Origin of the sequence: Flavobacterium cryophilum (assembly GCF_048286555.1) — a bacterium.
In the GTDB taxonomy this organism is placed as follows: domain Bacteria; phylum Bacteroidota; class Bacteroidia; order Flavobacteriales; family Flavobacteriaceae; genus Flavobacterium.
This window is the reverse complement of sequence record NZ_JBLVPZ010000003.1, coordinates 77359-101891: the sequence shown is the minus strand read 5'-3', so window position 1 is coordinate 101891 and position 24533 is coordinate 77359. Positions and strand designations below refer to the sequence as shown.

At 34.4% G+C, this 24533-nt stretch carries 22 protein-coding genes and 1 riboswitch; of the genes, 5 read left to right on the top strand and 17 right to left on the bottom strand.

Going from position 1 to position 24533, the window contains the following annotated elements; all coding sequences use genetic code 11:
- Positions 1–45: 45 nt before the first annotated feature.
- A complete protein-coding gene (locus tag ACNQGJ_RS07215; RefSeq protein WP_417971527.1) occupies positions 46–795 on the top strand; it encodes a YoaK family protein in 750 nt (249 codons plus the stop codon).
- On the opposite strand, the gene ACNQGJ_RS07210 is transcribed toward ACNQGJ_RS07215, so the two are convergent.
- The 15 genes from ACNQGJ_RS07210 to ACNQGJ_RS07140 all read right to left on the bottom strand — a co-directional run bounded on the left by ACNQGJ_RS07210 (position 779) and on the right by ACNQGJ_RS07140 (position 16458).
- Positions 779–1648: a YeiH family protein gene (locus ACNQGJ_RS07210; protein WP_417980330.1), complete on the bottom strand. Its 870-nt coding sequence runs from the start codon at positions 1646–1648 to the stop codon at positions 779–781. The genes ACNQGJ_RS07215 and ACNQGJ_RS07210 overlap by 17 nt on opposite strands.
- 183 nt (positions 1649–1831) lie before the next feature.
- The gene (locus ACNQGJ_RS07205) at positions 1832–2728 is read right to left on the bottom strand and encodes a LysR family transcriptional regulator (RefSeq protein WP_417971523.1); all 897 of its coding nucleotides are present in this window, start codon (positions 2726–2728) and stop codon (positions 1832–1834) included.
- A gap of 19 nt (positions 2729–2747) precedes the next feature.
- Positions 2748–4775, bottom strand: a complete 2028-nt coding sequence (locus ACNQGJ_RS07200; protein ID WP_417971521.1) for a hypothetical protein — start codon at positions 4773–4775, stop codon at positions 2748–2750.
- A gap of 67 nt (positions 4776–4842) precedes the next feature.
- The gene (gene fabG / locus ACNQGJ_RS07195) at positions 4843–5589 is read right to left on the bottom strand and encodes a 3-oxoacyl-[acyl-carrier-protein] reductase (protein WP_417971519.1); all 747 of its coding nucleotides are present in this window, start codon (positions 5587–5589) and stop codon (positions 4843–4845) included.
- Between the two features lie 74 nt (positions 5590–5663).
- On the bottom strand, positions 5664–6986 hold the full coding sequence (locus ACNQGJ_RS07190; RefSeq protein WP_417971517.1) for a Na+/H+ antiporter NhaC family protein: 1323 nt from the start codon (positions 6984–6986) through the stop codon (positions 5664–5666).
- Positions 6987–7049: 63 nt separating this feature from the next.
- Positions 7050–7146: riboswitch (SAM-I-IV-variant riboswitch) on the bottom strand.
- A 134-nt stretch (positions 7147–7280) separates the two neighbouring features.
- A complete protein-coding gene (locus tag ACNQGJ_RS07185; protein WP_417971515.1) occupies positions 7281–7703 on the bottom strand; it encodes a hypothetical protein in 423 nt (140 codons plus the stop codon).
- Between the two features lie 217 nt (positions 7704–7920).
- Positions 7921–8793, bottom strand: a complete 873-nt coding sequence (sucD, locus tag ACNQGJ_RS07180) for a succinate--CoA ligase subunit alpha (RefSeq protein WP_131916671.1) — start codon at positions 8791–8793, stop codon at positions 7921–7923.
- 94 nt (positions 8794–8887) lie between these two features.
- Positions 8888–9250 carry a nuclear transport factor 2 family protein gene (locus tag ACNQGJ_RS07175; RefSeq protein ID WP_417971513.1) on the bottom strand — a complete coding sequence of 121 codons (363 nt, stop codon included), beginning with the start codon at positions 9248–9250 and terminating at the stop codon, positions 8888–8890.
- Between the two features lies 1 nt (position 9251).
- Entirely contained in the window at positions 9252–10181 is a 930-nt protein-coding gene (locus ACNQGJ_RS07170) for a UDP-3-O-(3-hydroxymyristoyl)glucosamine N-acyltransferase (RefSeq protein ID WP_417971511.1), read from the bottom strand.
- Between the two features lie 107 nt (positions 10182–10288).
- Positions 10289–10855, bottom strand: a complete 567-nt coding sequence (gene efp / locus ACNQGJ_RS07165) for an elongation factor P (RefSeq protein WP_417971509.1) — start codon at positions 10853–10855, stop codon at positions 10289–10291.
- Between the two features lie 133 nt (positions 10856–10988).
- The gene (gene lpxA / locus ACNQGJ_RS07160) at positions 10989–11774 is read right to left on the bottom strand and encodes an acyl-ACP--UDP-N-acetylglucosamine O-acyltransferase (protein ID WP_417971507.1); all 786 of its coding nucleotides are present in this window, start codon (positions 11772–11774) and stop codon (positions 10989–10991) included.
- Between the two features lie 71 nt (positions 11775–11845).
- Entirely contained in the window at positions 11846–13234 is a 1389-nt protein-coding gene (locus ACNQGJ_RS07155; RefSeq protein WP_417971903.1) for a bifunctional UDP-3-O-[3-hydroxymyristoyl] N-acetylglucosamine deacetylase/3-hydroxyacyl-ACP dehydratase, read from the bottom strand.
- Entirely contained in the window at positions 13227–14270 is a 1044-nt protein-coding gene (lpxD, locus tag ACNQGJ_RS07150) for a UDP-3-O-(3-hydroxymyristoyl)glucosamine N-acyltransferase (protein WP_417971505.1), read from the bottom strand. The genes ACNQGJ_RS07155 and lpxD overlap by 8 nt, the downstream gene beginning before the upstream one ends.
- 40 nt (positions 14271–14310) lie before the next feature.
- Positions 14311–15540 (bottom strand): HD domain-containing protein, encoded by a 1230-nt coding sequence (locus ACNQGJ_RS07145; RefSeq protein WP_417971503.1) that lies wholly within the window; start codon positions 15538–15540, stop codon positions 14311–14313.
- A 123-nt stretch (positions 15541–15663) separates the two neighbouring features.
- Positions 15664–16458: a 3-keto-disaccharide hydrolase gene (locus tag ACNQGJ_RS07140; protein WP_417980328.1), complete on the bottom strand. Its 795-nt coding sequence runs from the start codon at positions 16456–16458 to the stop codon at positions 15664–15666.
- A 256-nt stretch (positions 16459–16714) separates the two neighbouring features.
- Here ACNQGJ_RS07140 and ACNQGJ_RS07135 point away from each other — a divergent pair, with 256 nt between their 5' ends.
- The 4 genes from ACNQGJ_RS07135 to ACNQGJ_RS07120 are packed head-to-tail and all read left to right on the top strand — an operon-like array spanning position 16715 to position 22918.
- On the top strand, positions 16715–17203 hold the full coding sequence (locus tag ACNQGJ_RS07135) for a GbsR/MarR family transcriptional regulator (protein ID WP_417971499.1): 489 nt from the start codon (positions 16715–16717) through the stop codon (positions 17201–17203).
- A 27-nt stretch (positions 17204–17230) separates the two neighbouring features.
- The gene (locus tag ACNQGJ_RS07130; protein WP_417971497.1) at positions 17231–18346 is read left to right on the top strand and encodes an efflux RND transporter periplasmic adaptor subunit; all 1116 of its coding nucleotides are present in this window, start codon (positions 17231–17233) and stop codon (positions 18344–18346) included.
- A gap of 11 nt (positions 18347–18357) precedes the next feature.
- A complete protein-coding gene (locus ACNQGJ_RS07125) occupies positions 18358–21528 on the top strand; it encodes an efflux RND transporter permease subunit (protein WP_417971495.1) in 3171 nt (1056 codons plus the stop codon).
- The gene (locus ACNQGJ_RS07120; protein ID WP_417971493.1) at positions 21518–22918 is read left to right on the top strand and encodes an efflux transporter outer membrane subunit; all 1401 of its coding nucleotides are present in this window, start codon (positions 21518–21520) and stop codon (positions 22916–22918) included. Before ACNQGJ_RS07125 ends, ACNQGJ_RS07120 begins: the two co-directional genes overlap by 11 nt.
- A gap of 116 nt (positions 22919–23034) precedes the next feature.
- Here ACNQGJ_RS07120 and ACNQGJ_RS07115 read toward each other — a convergent pair whose 3' ends face one another.
- Positions 23035–23361 (bottom strand): hypothetical protein, encoded by a 327-nt coding sequence (locus tag ACNQGJ_RS07115; protein WP_417971491.1) that lies wholly within the window; start codon positions 23359–23361, stop codon positions 23035–23037.
- Positions 23362–23380: 19 nt separating this feature from the next.
- Positions 23381–23920 (bottom strand): GNAT family N-acetyltransferase, encoded by a 540-nt coding sequence (locus ACNQGJ_RS07110; RefSeq protein WP_417971489.1) that lies wholly within the window; start codon positions 23918–23920, stop codon positions 23381–23383.
- Between the last annotated feature and the right edge of the window lie 613 nt (positions 23921–24533).

Genomic DNA, 24533 nt, shown 5'->3' with positions numbered 1-24533 from the left:
ATTGGCTTTAAGATTCTGTTAATAAAAAAAGAAAACGACAAAAATATGTTTAGACATCAGGGAAAAAACAGAACTTTTATACATAATCTTCGTTTAGCCACTTTATTATCTTTTGTTGCGGGAATTGTAAATGTTACGGGAGTTTTATCAATCCAAACATTGACTACCAATGTTACGGGTCATTTCGCCTACTTTGCCGAAGAAATAATGAAACGAGATTATACCGCCGCAATTACTTTTTTTGTGTTCACGATTTTCTTTTTATTTGGCGCTTTTGTCTCTAATTTTTTAGCAGAATTAATTTCTAAAAAACATCCAAATTTATCTCATGTCATTCCTATTTCGCTGGAGATGATAGTTTTGATCAGTGTTGGGATTTTCGGAACACAATCAACATTATCAAGTTATGAAGGAAAATGCATTGCTTTTTCGTTGCTTTTCGCAATGGGAATACAAAACTCATTGGTGACAAAAATATCTCAGTCAATAGTGAGAACTACCCATTTAACAGGGCTTTTTACTGATTTGGGAATTGAATTATCCCAATTATTTTTCTATAAAAAGCCCGAAGAAAAGAAAAAATTAAAAACCAGTATTTACTTGAGATTATCCATTATTGTGTTCTTTTTTATTGGCTGTTTTTCAGGTGGTTTTCTTTATAATTTATTGGAAATAAAAACGCTGTATGTTGCTGCAACCTTTTTATTAATAGCACTTTTGTATGATTACATTAGACTGCAATTTCATGTTATCAAACGAAAGACCTTTCAACATAAACCTATCGTAAATAAATAATCGAAAGTAAAGTAACTACTGCGATGAATGTCCAAAGTAAAACTCCCTGCGCAAGCGGTTTTAAACCCACGGATTGCAAAACAGTTTTATTCAATCCGGCTCCAATTAGAAACAAAGTTACCGTCAGACCTATTTTGGCAACGGAAACTAAATGCGTCCCTATGCGCTCCATTTCCGGCAAATAGGTATTTATAATCATAGCCAGAATAAACAATCCAATAAAATAAGGAATTTTTATTTTTTCTGATTTATTTTTAAAGATAAAGGCTGTAATCATTGCTACAGGAATAATCCATAACGCACGTGCTAATTTTACCGTCGTGGCTATCTGCAATGCTTCCGGACCATATTTAGTGGCAGCACCAACTACAGAACTCGTATCATGAATTGCAATGGCACACCATAATCCAAACTCTTTTTGTGTTAAATCCAACCAATGTCCCACCGCTGGAAATAAAAATAACGCCACTGAATTTAAAATGAAGATTACTCCTAAAGCAACGGAGGTTTGTTTTTCATTAGATTTTATTACAGGAGCAATTGCTGCAATCGCACTACCACCACAAATTGCAGTTCCGCAGGAAATTAAATGAGATGTTTTGTGTTCGGTTTTAAACCATTTTCCAAGAAAAGTTCCTAAAACCAAAGTAGTTAAAATAGAAAAGACCGTAAACAAAAAACCTTCTTTTCCTTCAGAAATAGCGCTGTGAACATTCATTCCAAACCCTAAACCGACTACAGAAAATTGCAGGAAATAGTTTGTCGCTTTATGATTCAACTTTAAAAAGGGATGTCCAAAAAGATTGGCGACAACTAATCCTAATAGTAAAGCAATCGGGGGAGTAACCACCATTGTTGTGCAAAATAACAGCAATACAACAAAAATGAGTTGCTGAACTGTGGCATTTACTTTAAAAAAAATGAAAGATTCTTTTTGAACTAGTTGTTGATGCGTTTCCAATGTAAAATTATTGAATTAATACAGTGCAAAGGTGGATAGATAGATCTTTTTATACCAATCGCAAATTATAATCCGTCATAACTTTAAATTATAATGATTTGAAATATTATGAATAAACAAATCCGATAGTGAATCGCTTTTTCCTTGCAGAGTAATGACATAAAAGGAACGTTCAATGATGAGATCTTTAATGTCTAATATGAGCAATTCATTATTTTTAAGTTCTTTTTCTATCGCATGAATCGATATAAAAGCCACGCAATCCGAGTTCATTAGATAGGATTTAATGCTTTCAGTACTTCCTAACTGCATTTCAATTTTTAATTCTGACACTTTAATTTCAAATGGTTTCAATGCATGCTCAATAACTTCAAGCGTTCCAGATCCTTGTTCTCGCATTAAAAAACGCATCTTTTTAAGATCCTCCTGCGTCACTTGATCAAGCCGTGCCAAAGCATTGGAACTCTTACAAACCAAGACCAATTCGTCTTTTAAAAACGCGGTATATTTAATTGACTTATTTTTAGATTGACCTTCAACAATTCCTATTTCAATTTCTTGTTTTAATAAAGCATTCTCTATTTGTTCGGTGTTTCCATTCAATAAACTGACTTTTACATCTCGTAATTTTTGATGAAAACGAGCTAAAAGTGGCGGAATTATATACTGAGAAATCGTAGTACTGGCTCCTAATCGCAACACCCCAGAACGTTGATTAATCAGCGTACTCATATCAAAATCAATTTCGCGGTACACTTCAAAAATGTTTTTGGTATGTTTTAATAGTATTTCACCAGCGGTTGTCAGTGCGATTTTAGATCCATTTCTGTCAAAAAGTTTGATTTTATATTGTTCTTCTAATTCTTGAATATGCTTTGAAATGGCGGGTTGCGTAATAAACAATTCGGTCGCAGCTTTTGTAAAACTCAAACGCTTGGCAACAGTATAGAATACTTTTAGTCTAAAATCCATGTTATTTAATTGTATTTTACTACAGTAATCCGTTGTATTTTCGAACAAACCATTCGGTTGCCAAAAAAATTGAAATTAAAACTAATAACCAAATCCAATCAATCAATGGAGTTTTAGTAACGATGTTCTTTTGAATCGCCTTATATTCTTCATTTTCTAAAAGTGTTTTAATCAACACGTCGATTTGGTCTGTAAAATATGCTTTCCCTTTTGTTTGCGTTGCTAATTGTGTCAATTTCTCCACATCAGGATTGACAAATTGCTTTTCGATATCAAAATCAAGAATTTCAAAACTACTGGAATACGTGGTTTTAGAATTTAATTCTTTAATCGTGAATGCATACAGTCCGGCTTTCAGTCCGTCGAGATTGACTTTGTAAAAACTATTACCTTTTAATAAATCGTAATTTTTAGTTTGCTTCGTTTTAGTATTTGTTACTGCAATAGTCAAACGTGCTTTTTCATCAAACTCATAATTTTTATTGAAAAATTGTGCGGTTATTTCAATCGCTTCCCCGGAATTATAAAAACTTTCATGTTCAACCACTAATGATTTTTTAGAATTATTAGAAGCCAAAAATTGAATAATCTTATCCATGAAAACATCATATTTTTCAAATAATTGATTACTGACATGTGTTTGCAAACGCCATTTCCAACTGTTTTCACCGAAAAGATAAGCGGATCGCTTGCCTTGATTTTCTGTAAAAGCCAATAAAGGCGCGCCAGTATCTATAGTTCTGATCTTGGACGAAAGCAAAACAGACACTACTCCTTTTGTTGTGATGGTTCCAAAAGCATTTTGTAAAGGCGGTAAATTTTCAAACCCGATATTCTCAACTGCAAACAAATTAAACTGAGCATTAAAGACTGCCAAATAATCTTCTTTTTGTCCGCTCATTTTAAAGCTAAAATTTTCTTGCTGTTGATTTAGAAAATTAAAATCGGTATTGTTTCCAGTAATAATAAACGTATTGATTCCGGCAGCTTTATTACGCTCAAAAAGGGTTTTAAACGCATTAGTCGGTTGGTACAATATAAGAACATTAAAATCCTGTAACGTATTTATTTCGTTTGGTTTGACAATGATTACTTTACGTTGTACATTCGACTCAATGGCTCTTTTTAGTGCTCCCAAATCAGGATGATTTATAGCCGAAACAATAGCAATATTTGTCTTCTGATCAATAACTTCTACCGCAAAATTCTTATTGTTATTGTAGCTGTTTTTTTCCTTTTCTTTAGATGAAATTGTGGCTTTAAAAATCTGTACTCCTATTTTATTTGCCGGTAAAAGTATGCTTAAGGTTGCCGTTTTCTTGGAAGGTGAAAACGTAATTGATTGTTTACTGAATACGATATTCCCTTGTGAAATAATAAAATCGGCCGTTACGCTTTTAGTTCCTGAATACTGTAAAAAAGCTTCTACAGGAAATTTGTTCTTGAGAAAAGCATATTTATTAACGTTCAGCTGATTAATTTTAAAATCTAGGAAAGTAGTTGTATCCCCTACGATTACTGGATATACTTTATTAGCAGCGTTAAAAGTATACACATAATCATTTCCAGAAGTTTGATTTCCATCCGTAATTAAAACCGTTGGATAGATTACGTTTTTATAAATGCTTTTTAGATTTTTAGCTACAACATCAATATTTGTTTGTGTTCCTTTAAAATCAAATGTTTCTGCAGGTTCAAAATCGTTTGAAAACTGATACGATTGTACGTCAAATTTCTCTTGTAAGTCTGCATTGGATTGTATTTTTTTATACAATTCTATTGCTTTTTCATTGGCATTCAAAAATGAGATAGAACTAGAATTGTCAACAATAATAGGTAATGGGGTTTTTATCGTTACCAGCGTATTTTTGGTTACTATTGGATTAATCAACAATAATAATATTCCAAAAATGGATCCAAAACGTAAAAAAGCCAAAAACAAACTCACTTTCGATTTGTTTTTGGCTTTATAGCTATATTGAAAAAATGACAAACTGCCAGCTATTAGTATAGAAAGTAGTATTAGTAGAACGGTAGCTGTTGTCATTCTTTTTTTATTTTAAACGATTAGTTTTAAATTTTGAATTATTCCATCATTTGTAATTTATATTTATTTAGGTAAGCATTCCTCCACAAACATTCATCACCTGTCCCGTTACATAAAGACTCAAATCCGACGCGAAGAAAAGACATGCATTTGCAACGTCTTCAGACGTTCCGCCGCGTTTCAATGGGATTCCGTCTCTCCATCCTTTTACAACATCCTCATTTAATTTAGCCGTCATTTCTGTTTCTATAAATCCTGGAGCAATTACATTACAACGAATATTACGAGATCCTAATTCCAATGCTACAGATTTTGAAAAACCAATAACACCCGCTTTAGAAGCAGCATAGTTCGTTTGTCCCGCATTTCCTTGCACTCCTACAACTGAACTCATATTGATTATAGAACCGGAACGTTGTTTAAGAAAAGTACGTTGAATTGCTTTGGTCATATTAAAAACGGATTTCAAATTGACATCGATTACATTATCAAAATCTTCTTCGGACATGCGCATTAATAGGTTGTCTTTGGTAATTCCGGCGTTGTTAATCAAAATATCAACCGTTCCAAATTCAGCCAAAACCTTGTCTACAAGAGTTTGCGCTTCATTAAAATCGGCTGCGTTAGACTGATAACCTTTGGCTTTAATTCCAAGAGTATTCAATTCGTTTTCCAGTGCCAAAGCAGATTCTACTGATGAACTATAAGTAAATGCAACATTTGCACCATGTTTTGCAAAAACTTCTGCAATTCCTTTTCCAATTCCGCGACTCGCACCAGTAATTAGGGCTACTTTTCCTTCTAGTAATTTCATGTTCTATAGTTCGTTTGTGTTTTTTTTTATAAGACAAATATAGCAATTCAATTCAAAAATTTTATATCAAAAGCTTAAACTTTCAAAAATCTATGAATCCATTTATCCCAAAAATTACTGTAAATAGCAAATACTGTAACCAAAAACAAAAATAGCAGATACCAAGCGTTACTTAGTAAATCTAAGAAATTCAATTTTCCATTTGCAAAACTTAAAATTAACAACACTTGAGCACCATAAGGCAAAATTCCTTGAGTAATACATGCAAAAATATCCAGTAAAGTTGCCGTTTTTTTAGCGCTTAAATTATATTCATCGTTAATTTCTTTAGCGATAGCACCTGTGATAACAATAGAAACCGTATTATTAGCAATTGCCATATTAGTAAAACATACTAAAGTTCCAATTCCCATTTGAGCCGATTTTTTATTCTTTATTCTGGATTTAATTTTATGAATAACAAAATCAATTCCACCTGCTTTCTCCACAAGTGCCGCTAAACCTCCAGTAAGCATGGACAACAAGAATATATCCGTCATGCTAGTAAATCCTTCGTATATTTTTTGTGCAAAAACTAAAATAGTAAAATCAGTACCAATAATTCCAATAATTCCTGCCACAACGATTCCGATAATTAATGTAGTGAAAACATTAATCCCAATTATAGCAAGGACAATCACCAACAAATACGGTAAAATAGTAATTAAATCATAACTTGATTTTGGAATAGCGACTGCCGTAATTTCTGAATTTAAGCCTAAATAGAAAAGTAAAAAAATTGTTATTATTGAAGCTGGAAAAGCAATGAATAGGTTGATTTTAAACTTATCTTTCATTTCACATCCTAAAGATTGAGTTGCGGCAATAGTTGTATCAGAAATCATCGATAGATTATCCCCTAACATGGCACCTCCCAACAAGGATCCCGCGATTAATCCTAGTGGAGAACCGCTTTTTTCAGCTAAGCTTACCGCAATTGGTCCTAATGCCACAATAGCGCCAACTGAAGTTCCTGTTGCAGTAGAAAGAAAGGAAGCAATAAGGAAAATGCCCAACGGGAAATAAGCAACATCAATATTGTTAATTCCTAAATTTACCACTGAATCAACTCCTCCCATTGCCTTAGTAACAGTAGCAAAAGCACCTGCAAGCAAATAAATTAAACACATAGTGATTATTTTACTTTCACCACAACCGGATATTAAGGTATTTACTTTGTCTTCTGTTGTTTGTTTAAAAAGTAAAAAAGCAGCGATAATACCCAACAATACAGCTACTGGAGAAGGAAAAGCATAAAAATCATTAAGCCAAATTCCAGCCCCTAGGAAGGTTAAAATAAAAATAAATAATGGAAGTAAAGCTAGTGCATTTCCTTTTTGTTGCATTTTCTTTGTCATAAATAAGGTTATAAAAATAAATCTATTATTACGACAAACAAAAACCCAATATATAAAAATGATTAAAACAACATTTTTTCCAAAGTATTTGGCTTATCGTTTTAGCACCTTGCTTGTTGCTGCAGGTTGCTATCCTATTAAAGGATTCGTGATAACGGATGCAAAAGTACTTAATTATTTATGAAATGATTTCAATTTCAGTCAAAAAATGTCAATTTACACAAAAGCGCCACACAAAAAGGTGGCGCTTTTATATAAAAAACTGAATTGTCAAATTTTAAACTATCGTGATAATTAAAAAGCTACATTCCATTTTGGCAATCTTCCAGTTTCGTCAAGAAAATTTTGTAAAACTTGTCCTTCTGCAAATGTTGGAATTACTTTAGTTTTATCATTAAATGTTTCGTACCAAACTACTTCTAACGTACTTATATCGTCGATTTTCATTTGGGCTGGCCAAGAATACTTTCTTCCAGTTTTTGCAAATTGGTGTCCTTCTACAATTTTTTCTTTTAAACCGCCGTTTTTAATTTTCAAAGTTCCGTTATTTTGAACAGTTCCAGTAGAACCCACCATAATTAACTCTTTTTCATCCCCTACTGAATACACTAAAAATATTCCAGACCCTTCTGAAGCATTGCAAACTTCAGCTAAACTTTCTTCTGTAGTAAATGAAAACTGATTGCTAACTTTGAATTTTTTTAACTCTTTGTACATATTATTTTATTTTTATTTGAACTGGATTCGACAAAAAAATACCCCACAAAATCGTGAGGTCCATTAGAAACCATTTGTTTATGTTTGTTTTTATTACAACTGAATCCGCATAAACAGATGTATTTATTAAAGTGCAAAGATATTTCTTTAATTCAATTTATAATAAAAAAGCCCCACAAAATTGTGAGGCTTTTAAAATATTTAATTAGCGTTTCGATTATCCTAAAACTTCTTTTACTTTTTTACCAATTTCAGCTGGAGAATCTACTACGTGAATACCACATTCTCTCATGATTTGTTTCTTAGCTTCCGCAGTATCGTCAGAGCCTCCAACGATAGCACCGGCATGTCCCATTGTACGGCCTGCTGGAGCGGTAACTCCTGCGATGAAACCTACAACTGGTTTGCGATTACCATCGGCTTTAATCCAGTGCGCAGCATCAGCTTCTAATTGTCCACCAATTTCACCTATCATTACGATACATTCTGTTTCCGGATCATTCATCAATAATTCAACTGCTTCTTTCGTAGTTGTTCCAATAATTGGGTCTCCACCAATTCCAATTGCAGTAGTAATTCCTAATCCTTGTTTTACCACTTGGTCAGCAGCTTCATACGTTAATGTTCCTGATTTAGAAACAATACCAACCGTTCCTTTTTTGAAAACAAAACCTGGCATAATACCAACTTTAGCTTCACCCGGAGTGATTACACCTGGACAGTTTGGACCTATTAATCTAGAATTTCTTTCTTTAACATAACTATTTGCTTTTATCATGTCAGCAACAGGAATTCCTTCAGTAATTGCAATAATTACTTTAATTCCGGCATCTGCAGCTTCCATAATTGCATCTGCAGCGAAAGCCGGCGGAACAAAAATGATAGTTGTATCAGCTCCTGCTTGTTCTACAGCATCTTTCACAGTGTTGAAAACAGGCCTGTCTAAGTGCGTTGTTCCCCCTTTTCCTGGAGTTACACCACCAACAACGTTAGTACCGTACTCAATCATTTGAGAAGCATGGAAAGTTCCTTCACTTCCTGTAAAACCTTGAACAATTATTTTGGAATCTTTATTAACTAAAACACTCATGATATATTTTTTATGTTGTTTTTAAAATTGTAATGCAAAAGTATAAAATAGTAATCAGTTATCAGTATTCAGTATTCAGTTTTTTGATACTAAATTAGGATAATTGACTCATTTGATACCCTCGAAAAAGTTTATTGTCTTTTATTTGCCAAATTACCATAAAATGCGCCAGTAACATTTCTTCTCTGGGATTCTCAATCGTTTTTACAAAATGAGAGTACCGTACCGAAATGGTATCATTTTCACTTACAAGATGACTAATTCTAACCTTGGAACGTACATAGGCTTTACTCAAATCATGGGACAGAATTAACAATGAATCATAATCCAATTGAATCAATCCTTTACTGCTATTCCATTCAACGATAACTTCAGGATGCAAAAAATCTTTCATGACTTCGCTATCGATAAGAGCATCCGATTTGTAAAATTTCTGAACGATTTCTTTAGGAGACATATTACTTTAATTTATTAAGAATTTCTGGTATTTTCTTGATATTAGCCAGTTGTTTCAATTTTTCTCTTGATTCTTCAATCGGAGTACCAAAATAGGATTTCCCTCCTTCAACGGATTTCGTAACGCCAGTTTGACCAAGAATTACGGCCTTTGCTCCTATTGTTATCCCGCTGGTGGTTCCTACTTGCCCCCATATTGTCACATCGTCTTCAATTATGACGCAACCTGCAATTCCGGTTTGTGAAGCAATTAAGCATCGTTTTCCAATTACAGTGTCATGACCTACATGTACTTGATTGTCAATTTTTGTACCTTCGCCAATAGTTGTATCACCTGTCACTCCTTTATCAATCGTACATAGGGCACCAATTCCCACATTATCTTTGATGACCACTCTTCCGCCTGAAAGTAATTGATCATAACCGTCAGAACGTTTTTTATAATAAAATGCATCTGCACCCAGAATAGTCCCTGCATGAATAATTACATTATCGCCAATCACGGTGTAATCATAAATCGAGACATTAGAATGGATCAAACAATTTTTACCAATAACAACATGATTCCCAATAAATGTATTTGGCTGTATTACAGTCATTTCTCCTACTAAAGCTGAAGTGGATATTGATACATTTGAAAATTGAAAAGGTCTAAAATAATTGGTTAATTTATTGAAATCTCTAAAAGGATCTTCAGAAATCAGCAATGCTTTTCCATCAGGACAAGGTACATTTTTATTGATTAAAACTATAGTTGCTGCAGAATTTAATGCTTTGTCATAATACTTAGGATGATCTACAAAAACAATATCCCCGAATTCAACAACATGAATTTCATTCATTCCACTCACTGGAAAATTTTTATCCCCAACATATTCGCAGTCGATGATATTTGCAATTGCTTTTAAAGTATAAACTTTTTGGAATTTCATTTTTTTAGTTTTTAGTCTCAGTTTTCAGTCCCAGTTTTCAGTCCCAGTTTTCAATCTTTACCGACACGAACTGCCTACTGAGACTGAAAACTGAAAACTTATAAAAACTATTCCTTAACACGTTCCATGTAAGAACCTGATGTAGTGTCAATTTTAATTTTATCTCCTTCATTAATAAACAAAGGAACATTTACGGTTGCACCCGTCTCAACAGTTGCTGATTTAGTTGCATTTGTAGCAGTATTTCCTTTTATTCCTGGCTCAGCGTAGGTTACTTCAAGTATAACCGATGCTGGCATATCTACAGAAAGAGGTAAATCAGTTTCTGTATTGATACTAACCATCACATTTTCACCTTCTTTTAATAAATCTGGTGAATCTAGTATGTTTTTATTTAATGTGATTTGTTCAAAAGTTTCGGTATTCATAAAATGAAAATCTTCACCTTCTGGATATAAAAACTGAAATTTATGGTTTTCTACTCTAACTTCTTCAATTTTATGACCAGCCGAAAACGTGTTGTCCAACACTTTTCCATTCGTTAAACTTCTCAATTTAGTTCTAACAAAAGCAGGTCCTTTTCCTGGTTTTACGTGAAGAAATTCGATGATTTTGTAAATATCGTTATTGTATTTAATACACAATCCGTTTTTAATATCTGATGTTGATGCCATTTTTTATTTTTTTGTTTACCCCACCCCAACCCTCCCCGAAGGGGAGGGAGACTGGATGGAAATGTGTTACTTAATTATTTTTATATGTTTACGTTTCTATCTCCCTCCCCTTCGGGGAGGGTTGGGTTGGGGATTAATAATTCCCTGAATATCCTTTCATTACGCCTCTAGATGAATTTCGGATAAAGTCAATAATTTCATCTCTTTCCGGTGTCGCTTCCATCTCTGCTTCAATAATACCTAAAGCTTGTGTTGTATTGTAATTTTTTTGATATAAAATTCTATAAATATCCTGAATTTCTCTGATTTTTTCAGTTGTAAAACCTCGTCTTCTCAATCCTACAGAATTAATTCCAACATACGACAAAGGCTCTTTTGCTGCTTTTGTAAAAGGAGGAACATCTTTTCTTACCAATGATCCACCAGATATCATCGCGTGATCTCCTATGTGAATAAATTGATGAATTGCTGCCAATCCGCCAATTACAGCGTAATTTCCAACCGTTACATGACCCGCCAAAGCTACTCCATTTACAATAATAGCATTATCACCAATGTGACAATCGTGAGCGATATGTGCCGTTGCCATTACCAAGCAATTATTACCTAACGTAGTTTGTCCGGATGCTATTGTTCCTCTATTAATAGTTACACATTCTCTAATCGTACAATTGTCGCCAATTATTGCTAAAGAATCTTCACCACCAAATTTTAAATCCTGTGGTACCGCCGAAATAACTGCGCCAGGGAATATATTACAATTTTTTCCAATTCTTGCGCCTTCCATAATGGTAACATTTGAACCAATCCAAGTTCCGTCTCCAATAACTACATTATTGTGAATGGTTGTAAAGGGTTCAATGACAACATTTTTAGCGATTTTAGCGCCTGGATGAACATAGGCTAGTGGTTGATTCATATTCTATATTTAATCGTTTAACTGTTTAATCGATTAACCGAATCAACGATTAACCACATTAACAAAAAAATCTATTGTTTCTTAGCAATTTGTGCCATTAATTCAGCTTCAGCAACTAGTTTTCCATTTGCGTAAGCGTTAGCCTGCATGTGACAAATTCCTCGTCGGATAGGCGTAATTAAATCACACTTAAAAATCAAGGTATCCCCAGGCAATACTTTATGTTTGAATTTAACATTATCTATTTTCATAAAATAAGTTAAATAATTTTCAGGATCCGGAACGGTACTTAAAACCAGGATTCCGCCCGTTTGTGCCATCGCTTCAACAATTAAAACGCCGGGCATCACTGGCGCTTCAGGAAAATGTCCCACAAAGAAATTCTCATTCATCGTAACGTTTTTCATACCCACTACATGGGTTTCCGACATTTCAATGATTCTGTCAATCAATAAAAATGGTGGTCTATGGGGAAGAACAGCCATGATTTTATGAATGTCCATTAACGGCTCTTGATGTAAATCATAAACAGGAACATAATTTCTTTGCTCAATTTTTATAATTTTGGCCATTTTTTTAGCAAACTGTGTATTGACAAAATGCCCTGGTTTATTAGCAATTACTTTACCTTGAATTCTAGTTCCAATTAAAGCTAAATCACCTACCACATCAAGTAATTTGTGTCTTGCCGCTTCATTTGGATAATGCAATGTAAGGTTGTCTAAAATACCATTTGGTTTAACGGTAATCTCGTCTTTACCAAAAGCGATTTTTAAATTCTCCATCGTTGCCGCAGAAATTTCTTTATCTACGTAAACAATTGCATTATTTAAATCACCGCCTTTTATTAAACCATTTTCTAACAATGATTCTAATTCGTGTAAAAAACTAAAAGTTCTTGACTCCGATATTTCAGTTTTAAAATCTGAGATGCTTTTCATTGTAGCATTTTGAGTGCCAAGTATTTTTGTGCCAAAATCTACCATTGCAGTAACGGAATAATGATCGTTTGGCATTACTAATATTTCACATCCTGAGGCTTCATCTGTAAAAGAAATAACTTCTTTTACGACATAAACATTTCGTTTCGCATTTTGCTCCTCTATTTCTGCTTTTTCAAGGGCTTCGACAAAATATTTTGAAGAACCATCCATAATAGGCAGCTCAGAGGCATTTAATTCGATGATTACATTATCTAAATCACAACCAATTAGTGCCGCTAGAACATGTTCAGGGGTCTGAATTTTAACACCTAGTTTTTCTAGATTAGTTCCTCTTTGCGTGTTTACAACATAATTAGCATCTGCTTCAATAATAGGATGTCCTTCCAGATCTACTCGAACAAAAGTAAAACCATTATTGACTGGAGCAGGTTTAAAAGTCATTTTTACTTCTTTACCGGTGTGTAATCCAACTCCAGTTAGCGAAATTTCTGTTTTGATGGTCTTCTGTTTAACCATTGTTTCCATTTTTTTGGTTTAATATTTGTTTTTTTAATTCTTTTATTTCTGCAACAATTTTAGGCAAATTTTTGAAATGAACATATGATTTACTAAAATCATTGTATCCAAATGAAGGGGTTCCTTGCAATATTTCGTGATCTTTTATATTGCGTCCCACTCCTGATTGGGCTTGAATTCGAACATTATTACCAATGGTCAAATGTCCCGAAATTCCAACCTGTCCCCCAATCATACCATTTTTTCCGATTTTTGTGGAACCAGCAACTCCTGTTTGAGCGGCAATAACGGTGTTCTCGCCAATTTCAACATTATGTGCGATCTGAATTTGATTGTCAAGCTTCACACCTTTTCGGATAATAGTAGAACCCATTGTAGCCCTATCAATAGTTGTACAAGAGCCAATATCTACATTGTCTTCAATTATTACATTTCCTATTTGTGGAATCTTACTGTAAGTCCCATCTGGGTTTGGTGCAAAACCAAAACCATCAGCACCTATTATTGCTCCGGAATGAATGGTACAATTATTCCCAATTACGGTCTCCGAATAGATTTTTGCGCCAGCGAATAAAATTACATTATCCCCAATTAACACATTATCCCCAACAAAACAATTAGGATATATTTTTACATTTTCGCCCAAAACTACATTCTGACCCACATAACTGAAACTACCAAGATATAAATTATCTCCGTATTTTACACTTTGTGACAGAAAAGAAGGCTGCTCTATTCCGGTTTTATTCAATTTTACCTGATTGTAAAACTCTAATAATTTTGAAAATGCGGCATACGCATCAGGTACTTTTATTAAAGTCGTAGTTAAAGGCGATTCTGGTGTAAAAGTTTCATTAACAATGGTTACTGAAGCTTTTGTAGAATATATATAATTGAGATATTTAGGATTTGATAAAAAAGTAAGCGATCCCTCAGTCCCTTCTTCGATTTTTGACAATCTAAAAACTTCCACCATAGGATTCCCTACAACTTCTCCTTCTAAAATCCCTGCTATTTGTTCTGCTGTAAATTTCATCGCGACAAAAATATAAAAAAATAGATTTTAAATGACTTTTTTATAGCAGTTGTTTTGGGAAACAGATATAATACTTGGTCACTAATTTAGATAACGATTTTAAATTCAGCTGATCAGAAGATTCAATTACGTCCTCAATTGTACAATCTTTTTTCAAAATTCGTATCGGTTCCGCCTCTTTGCTATAGGCTTGATTTTTTATTTTGCCTTTAAAGATAAAATAATTGGTTTCTGATAATGAAATATTATTTTCCAATGCAAAACGCTCCTTTAACGGTTGCAATTCTTCAGTTGCTACTTTTTCACTAGTCAATTTTATTTTCAATAAATCTCGGTTTACTATCATTTTACTCAAAGAGGACAGTATAAAATCATCCTGTTTTTGCCAAGCTTTTAAAGCTCCAATAATATCAAAATCATCTAATTGAGCAAATAAATCCAAGGTTTCAGCATCAAAAGTAGCTAGGGTGACTTTGTTTTGCATGAAAAAAAATAAAGGCTCACTGCAAGGCAATTGAATTCCTTTCAAGGTTAATTCTTTAGCACGTTTTAAGATTTTCATCAAAATTAACTCTGCCACTAAACTCGTTTTGTGCAAATACGCCTGCCAATACATCAGCCGTCTGGACATTAAAAATTTCTCTACAGAATATATTCCTTTTTCCTCAATGACTAAATAATCGTCCACCACGTTCATCATTTGAATCAATCGTTCCGAGTTGACATTTCCTTCTGCCACGCCCGAGTAAAAACTGTCGCGTTTCAAATAATCCATTCGATCCATATCCAATTGACTGGAAATCAATTGCAGCATGAATTTTCGATTGTATTCGCCTTTAAAAACCTGAATTGCCAAACTTAACTGACCGTTAAATTCCACATTCAATTGGTTCATAAATAAGAGCGATATTTCTTCGTGATGCACATCTTCAACAATACTTTTTTCCATCGCATGCGAAAAAGGCCCATGACCTATATCATGCAATAAAATAGCAATGTACAATGCATTTTCTTCATCGGGAGATATAGAAACTCCTTTGAAACGAATTACTTCAACTGCTTTTTGCATTAAATGCATGCAACCTAAAGCGTGATGAAAACGGGTATGATTTGCTCCCGGATATACTAAATACGACAATCCCATTTGGGAAATTCGACGCAAACGCTGAAAATAAGGATGCTGAATTAAATCGTAGATTAAAGCGTTTGGGATGGTTATAAACCCATAAATAGGGTCATTAAATATTTTTAGCTTATTGATTTGACTCACTATAAGTTTGTTTTTAAGGTCAACAAATATAAGTAAATTACTGTTCAAAACAGAAACGTACCTAAATGGGTCTTGCATCCAAAAAAAAAAGGAGCGTTTTTAGCGCTCCTTTTGTATTCTCTTTTAAAGTTTTCTAATCCAAATATTTCGAAATTGATTTTTAGAATCATGATCTTGAAGCGAAATAACATCATCGCCATGAGACTCAGGATAATTGTGCAAACCGATGTAAAGTGTTAACCCGTTTATAGTCGTATTGTTTTGTACTAAAACACCATTTAAAAATACGGTGATTCTGGCTGGAGCATCAATTTTGCCATCAGCTTTGAATCGTGGCGCAGTATAAACTACATCGTAAGCATTCCATTCTAATGGTGTTTTTACAACGTTTACTAATGGCGGATGATCTTTATAGATACTTCCAGCCTGACCATTATTGTAGGTTCTATTATTGTAGGAATCTAAAATTTGCAATTCGTATCTGTTTTGGAAAAACACACCACTGTTTCCTCTGGCCTGTCCTCCATCTAAAACGATATCCGGTGCGCTCCATTCCAAGTGCAACTGGCAGTCACCAAAGGTCATTTTAGTTTGAATGGCTCCTGAGCCTGGAACAACTTCCATGTAGTCTTGGTCGACAATTTTCCATCCGGCAGGCTTGTTTACATCTTTTTGACTAACCCATTGCGATAAGTTTTTACCGTCAAATAAAATAATTGCATCCGAAGGTGCGTTGCCCAACGTTTTAGCTGGCGTAATTACTTTTACCAACGGTTCCCAAATTTCCGTCATTTCGGGTTGCATCAGCATTGGGGAAACCTCTGGCGGAGTATTCACATATTTGTGTTGCGCCATAGTTGCTGTAGCTGAAAAAATGGCAATCATTAAAAAAGAGTTCTTGAAATTTTTAGCATTCATAGTAGGATTCATTTGGTTTATTAAAATATAAATTAAAAGTTATTGTTCTCTTTTCAATATTAAGCATTTTTTTTTCACGAACTAACTTTTAATCTAAATATAACTAATTGATGAATAAACTTTAGATTTTTAGATTTAAACTGCAGTTTCTGTTAGCAAATTAAAGGGAAACCGGATGTTAAAACAATTAACATAATTTTAAGTTCGTTTAGTTCGGTAAAATGTGAACTAACTGTATTTTTGCAAAAAAAAAATTATGGCCACTACACAAAAAGAGAAAGAAGAGCTTATTGAGATGTTCGGAATTCATTTTGAGTTAATGTATAATTTATCGCCACTGGGTTCACGAATTCTTGGACTGCTAATAATTGACGGTTGTAAAACAGGCTTAACTTTTGAAGAAATCGTTGAAAAACTAAGTGCCAGTAAAAGCTCTATTTCTACAAACTTAAACTTGCTTTTAAAAATGGATAAAATAAATTATTATACTTTATCCGGTGACCGAAAAAAATATTTTAAGCCTTCTCCATTCAGTGAAAGATTGACAAATTATATTAAAATACTGGATTTTGAAAAAAAAATAATAGATAAATTAATTTTTTACAGAGAGAAAACGGTCTCGTGTGCGGAAGAACAATTTAATATGCAAAATGTCAAAGCCTATAAAGCCCATGTTTGCGAAGTAGAAGAACTTTTAATTAAAACTATTGATAAATTTAAAGAAATAGAACGAAATAACGCGTAAATATAAATCCAAAACCCAATTATAAAAATGAAAAAGTTTTCAATATTTTCAATATTTGCTTTGCTAATTTTAGCATCCTGTGGCAATAAATCAGAGCCTCAAATGGCCGCTCAAGTCGCAGTTCCGTTCCCCGTTAAAACTATTGTAGAAGAAGATGCGGTTGTTTATCAGGAATATACTGCCAATCTCGAAGGACAACAAAATGTAGAAATTCGTCCAAAAGTAAACGGATTTATCCAGAAAATCTATGTAGATGAAGGGCAACTTGTCAAAAAAGGACAATTACTTTTCAAATTAGAAACACAAACGTTAAACCAAGATGCCGCTGCAGCAAAAGCGATGGTCAAAGCTGCTCAGGTCGAAGTGGATCGATTGAAACCTTTAGTAGATAGAAAAATCATCAGCAATGTTCAGCTGGAAACTGCCAAAGCAAAATTAGTTCAAGCCAAAAGTGCTTATGGAAGTATTGCAGCAAATATTGGTTTTGGAACAATCGTTTCTCCTGTAAATGGCGTTATTGGAAGTTTGCCTTTCCTAGAAGGAAGTTTGGTGAGTTCAACCAGCGAAATGCCTTTAACTACGGTTTCAGATACTAAAATTGTTCGTGCTTATTTTTCGATGAATGAAAAACAATTGCTATTTTTTAATAAAACGTTCAAAGGAGCAACAGCTGCACAAAAATTGAAGGCAGTTCCAGCAGTTTCCTTGCTGTTAATTGACAATACTGAATACGATCAAAAAGGAAAAATCGCCACAATGAACGGTTTAGTAAATCCAACGACAGGAACTACACAGTTCAGAGCAGAATTTAGAAATCCGGAAGGATTATTAAGAAGCGGTAGCAGCGGAATTATCCGTTTGCCTATTGTTCAAAAACAAGTTATTCTAGTACCGCAGAATGCTGTTTTTGAAGTTCAAGGAAAACAAATTATTTATGTTGTAGGACCAGGAAACAAAGTGAAATCTAGAATTATTACAACAAACGGGACTTCTGATTTAAACTTTATTGTGACTGATGGTCTTACTGCAGGCGATATTGTAGTAACGGAAGGTGCATCTAAACTAAAAGATGATATCGTAATTGTTCCGCAACAAGCAAAAAATGAAATAGTACTAATAGAAACATCAGCCTCAGCTAAATAATAATTCACAAGATGCTTAAAACTTTTATTGAAAGACCCGTTCTTTCGACCGTAATTTCGATTCTAATAACTATTTTAGGGGTTTTAGGATTGATGTCATTGCCTGTAGAACAATACCCTGAAATTGCGCCTCCAACTGTTCAGGTTAGCGCAACATATACCGGAGCAAACGCAGAAACTGTACTAAATAGCGTCGTGATTCCTTTAGAAGAAGAAATCAATGGCGTAGAAGGGATGACCTATATGACATCCTCGGCAGCAAATGATGGCTCTGCTAAAATCTCTGTATATTTTGAACTGGGCGTTGACCCCGATATTGCAGCGGTAAACGTTCAAAACAGAGTTTCGCGTGCTACCAGTAAATTGCCTCAAGCAGTAGTACAAACAGGAGTTACAACGTTGAAAAGCCAAACAAGTGCCTTATTATTCTTTGCTCTATATACCAACAACAAAGACTTTGACGAGACGTATATTCAGAATTATGCCAAAATAAATTTGGTGCCAAAGTTACAACGTGTAAAAGGAGTTGGGCAAGTAAATGTTTTTGGAGCCAAAGATTACTCGATGCGAATCTGGATTGATCCAGCAAAAATGGCGTCGTATAATGTTTCTCCAAAGGAAATTCAAGCGGCATTGCAAGAGCAAAATGTAGAAGCCGCTCCCGGAAAATTTGGTGAAAATGCCGAAGGTGTTTATGAATATGTAATCAAATATAAAGGAAGACTTTCTGAAATTACCGATTATGAAAACATTGTTATAAAAGCTACCGGAAATGGAAATTTCCTTCACTTAAAAGATGTTGCGACAATAGAATTGGGAGGTTTTAATTACGGAACCAAGAATATCGCAATGGGTAAACAAGGAGTTGCGGTAGGTGTATTTCAAACTTCGGGTTCTAATGCTCAGGATATTATTGCAGAGGTAATGACCATCCTGGAGGATACAAAACCAGATTTCCCAAAAGGAGTGGACTATGTAATTCCATTTAATACAAAAACCTTTCTGGATGCTTCTATTGATAAAGTAATCACCACTTTAATTGAAGCTTTTATTTTGGTGTTTATTGTAGTGTATATCTTCCTGCAAGACTTTCGTTCTACCTTAATCCCCGCAATTGCAGTTCCTGTAGCTATTATAGGTACGTTTTTCTTTTTGCAATTATTTGGATTTTCGATCAATATGTTGACTTTGTTTGCCATGATTCTGGCCATTGGAATTGTCGTCGATGATGCCATTGTCGTCGTCGAGGCGGTGCACGCCAAACTGGATGAAGGAGCAAAATCAGGAAAAGAAGCAACTATGTCAGCGATGAGCGAAATAACAGGTGCTATTATTTCCATTACAATGGTTATGGCAGCTGTATTTATTCCGGTTTCATTCTTGAGTGGACCTTCAGGAGTTTTCTACCAACAATTTGCTATAACATTGGCGATTGCGATTTTGATTTCTGCCATAAATGCCTTGACGTTAAGTCCTGCATTATGTGCCTTGTTTTTAAAACCACATGCCGACTCGGAACATCACAATGCAAATTTGAAAGATCGATTTTTCATAGCTTTCAATACTAGCTTTGATCGAATGAATAATAGATATGTTAAGTCTCTAGGATTCTTAGCACGAAAAAAATGGATTACAGTGGTTGCCTTAATCGTGTTCTCAGGAATCACTTTTATATTATTCCAAAGTACGCCTTCTGGATTTATTCCAAATGAAGACCGTGGAATAATCATGGCCGATCTAACATTGCCGCCGGGAACAACATTGGAGAAAACCCAAAAAGCAGTAAAAGAATTGGACACCATTCTAGGTTCAATGGATATTGTGGAAGCCAGAATGAGTGTGGTTGGATTTAGTTTATTGAACAGCGTAAATGGAGGTTCTTATGCCTTTACGGTAATTAAATTAAAAGACTGGAAATACCGTAAGGAAGCCAATCAATCCGTTGATGCTGTAGTGAAAGAACTGTTTGGAAGAACGGCTCACTTCAAAGATGCAAGAGCATTATTTTTCACCCCTCCAAGTGTTCAGGGCTTTGGTTCAGCTGATGGGTTCGAGTTAAAAATTCAAGATAAAGGAGATGATGATTGGACTACGGTGAGTAAAGTGAGTAATGAATTTTTAGCAGAATTAATGAAAAGACCCGAAATTCAATACGCGCAGACTAATTTTAATCCAACATTCCCACAATTCCAAATGGATATTAATGTGGAAAGAGCCAAAGATGCCGGTGTATCGATTTCGGATATTTTCAATACAATGCAAGGGTATTATGGAGGATTGTATACTACGGATTTCAATAAATTTGGTAAGCAATACCGTGTCATGATTCAGGCAAAACCGTCTGATCGAGCGACCGAAGCTTCAATCAATAACATTTATTTAAAAAATGCTGCAGGACAACAAGTAGCAATAAGTCAATTTATAGATTTAAAAAGAATCTATGGTCCTGAAGCGGTAGCGCGATTTAATATGTTGAAAGCGGTAAATGTGAATGGAAAAGCAAATCCGGGATACAGCTCTGGTGATGCGATTAAAGCCATACAGGAAGTAGCGGAGCAACATTTGCCCAAAAGCTACAGTTATGAGTTTTCAGGAATGACACGTGAAGAGATTATGGCCGGAAGTCAGGCAATTGGAGTGTTCTTACTTAGTTTGATATTTGTTTATTTCTTATTAAGTGCCCAGTATGAAAGCTATTTAGTACCATTATCAGTATTGCTCTCATTGCCTGTAGGTTTAGCGGGCGCGATCGGTTTTATTAAACTAGCAGGGTTAGAAAATAACATTTATTTCCAAGTTGCCTTGATCATGCTTATAGGACTATTAGCCAAAAATGCGATTCTGATAGTCGAGTTCGCCATCCAGCGAAGACGACAAGGAATGGATATTACACAAGCTGCTATTGAAGGTGCAAAAGCACGTTTACGTCCTATTTTGATGACATCTTTAGCTTTTATATTTGGTTTATTGCCTTTGGCTTTGGCTTCTGGAGTAGGAGCAGTTGGTAACCGTTCTATCGGAATGGGAGCAGTTGGAGGAATGTTAGTTGGAACAATTTTAGGGGTATTTGTAATCCCAATTTTGTTTATCATCTTCCAAGGATTACAGGAAAGAATTACAGGAAAACCATTTGGAGAAAAAGAATCTGATGTTATACTTTTAAGCGAAGAAAATGAAGAATAAACTAAATAGAATAGTCGTGTTGGTTATAGTAGCAACGGTACTACAATCGTGCTTTGTTGCCAAAGATTACAAACGACCAGAATTAAAAACAGAAAATTTATATCGAAACGAAATCGTCTCAACCGATACCACTTCGCTGGCTAATGTTGCTTGGGACAACGTTTTTACGGATGCGCTTTTGCAAGGATATATCAAAAAAGGATTAAATAATAATCTGGATATCAGAATTGCTATGCAAAATATTGTAGCTGCTGAAGCCACTATGAAACAAGGAAAAGCGGGGTACTTCCCTACTCTTTCTGTAGGTGCCGATTGGACACATCAAGAACTTTCTAAGAACAGCCAGTTTGGTGCATTGTTGCAAGACAGAAGTACAGATCAATATCAGTTGACAGGAAGTTTATCTTGGGAAGCTGATATTTGGGGGAAAATAAGAAGCAACAAGCGTGCAACAAATGCCACTTATCTGCAAACAATTGCAGCAAACCAAGCGGTAAAAACACAACTGATTGCTAGCATTGCAGCCACATATTATCAATTACTTTCTGTAGATGCTCAAATAAAATTAGCAGAGCGAACGTTGATAAACAGAAACCAAAGTATCGAAACTATTATTGCGCTAAAAGATGCAGGAACGGTAACAGAAGTTGGCGTGAAGCAAACCGAAGCTCAAAAATATGCGACCGAAATTATCATAGCTGATCTTAAGAATACTATTATTATTCTTGAGAACACGATGAGTATTCTTATGGGGGAAGGTCCTGCTACAATTGCGCGAAATACTTTTGAAACACAATCCATTCAACCATCAATTACACTTGGTGTTCCAGCAACATTGCTAAGAAACAGACCAGATGTGATTGCGGCTGAATATAACTTGATTTCAAATTTTGAACAAACCAATATCGCCAAGAGTAATTTTTATCCAACATTAAAACTTACTGCAGCAGGTGGACTTCAAAGTATTGATTTGAAAGAATGGTTTAGTGCCAATTCGATTTTTGCAAATGTGATTACGGGTTTGACTCAGCCTATTTTCAATCAAAGACAAATTAAAACACGATTTGAAATTGCAAAAGCCAATCAAGAAAGGGCTTATCTTCAGTTTGAGCAGTCATTATTAACCGCTGGAAAAGAAGTTTCTGATGCTTTGGCACAATACAATAATGAAACCTATAAACTTACCGTTAGAGAAAAACAAGTCGATGCATTGAATAAAGCCACCGATTATTCGGATGAATTGCTCACTTACGGCTTGGTCAATTATTTAGAAGTTTTGACAGTAAAAGACAATGCTTTAAATGCAGAACTAAGCTTAATAGACAATAAATTCCAACAATATAGAGCAATAATTCAGTTGTACAGATCCCTTGGTGGTGGCTGGCAATAATGAGATTGCTTGACTAATTATTATTGATTCCTTTTTGTTCATAACCACTGCTTATTGTATAGGCAGTGGTTTTGTCATTTAAATTATAATTATATTGAACGGTATTATTAATTTTATCAGTGAAAAATTACATTATAAAAAAATATAAAACCAAAACAAATAAGCGTCAGAAATACAAATCCAGAGAACATACTTTTTTCGGACTCAATTACTGGTTTGTTGTCTTTGTATAAACTCATTACCACTCCGTTTAGTCCATATCCCAAAATAAATTTACACATTACTTCTTGATCATTTTCAATTATTTTAAAATGATGCGTTGCTCCCGTTATGGAACGTTTTTCCGAAACTACTTTTCCGTTTAATAGTATAGTTTCTTTTGCCATAAAAGAATTAAAAACTTCTATTTTATTGTCTCCAAGATTGATTGTGGTAAATTTCATATTGTGTTTGTTAATTTTATTAATCAGTTGCTAAAATAGCGTAACCGTAATTATCGGACCAGCCGGATGATAACGGCAACAATTTTCGGGTGTGCGCTTCCCTAGTCATTCCTGTTTTTTCCAAAACACGGACGGAACCAATATTTCCCACCGCACAACCCGCTTCTATCCGATGCAGATTCAGCTCATCAAATCCAAAACGGAGAATTTTTTTTAAAGATTCTGTTGCGTAGCCTTTATTCCAATAATCTTTGTGGAATTTAAACCAAACTTCCGCATTTTTATATTTTAACTTCCCCAAATTGATTCCTATCAATCCTATAATTTGGTTTCCGGTGTTTATTTCGACCGCAAAAGTAAAATGGGTCGTAAATTCTTTATGATTTTCAAAAATCCATTTTTCTAACAGTACCTTTGTTTCTTCTATAGCTGTAGGAATTCCTAACGTATTAAATTCATCCGTTTCTTTCAAAGAATGCAATTGGTGAATATAATCCAAATCCAAAAGCGTAATTGGCCTTAAAATTAATCGTTCTGTTTTGAGAATTATAGTGTTCATTTTTTGTTTTTACTTATTTACCCCGATCTCGCCAAGCTCCTTTTCAAGCAATTAATTTTATATAATTGAATTTTATTTCTTCTTTATCTGCTCAACAGTGATTTTATTAAATATTATCCTTAACAATCCTGTAATTGAAATAAAAGCAAATACAATCACTAGTCGATATTCTTGAAACATAGTATTGGGATATAAATCCGTTAAAGCGATTATTAGAGTTGTTAAACTGCCAATCCAAATAAATGCAATAGAGACGATAAGGATTTTTTTCATATTTCTGTACTTGTATAATGTTTTATTGTTGCAGATCATCATTTGCGTCTGTGAGACAATGGTTGATAACTTGTATACTAGTCTGACAATTACTCGATTATTGTTGCATTCAAATATATAATAAATTCATTACAAGAAAGGAGTTGCATTCCCTTTTCTGAAAACTTTTGGTACCCATACGTTATACTAAACCGCAATCATTCTTGTATGCGCGTCAGGAATGGAAGCGGCATCCTTTTTCGTGTTCTCGATACTCCCTGAAAATGCAAATTCGAACTGACGAAAAAGATACAGCGTACAGCCCGACACAGACGGAGTTTACGGAGGACGAGTCACGCCA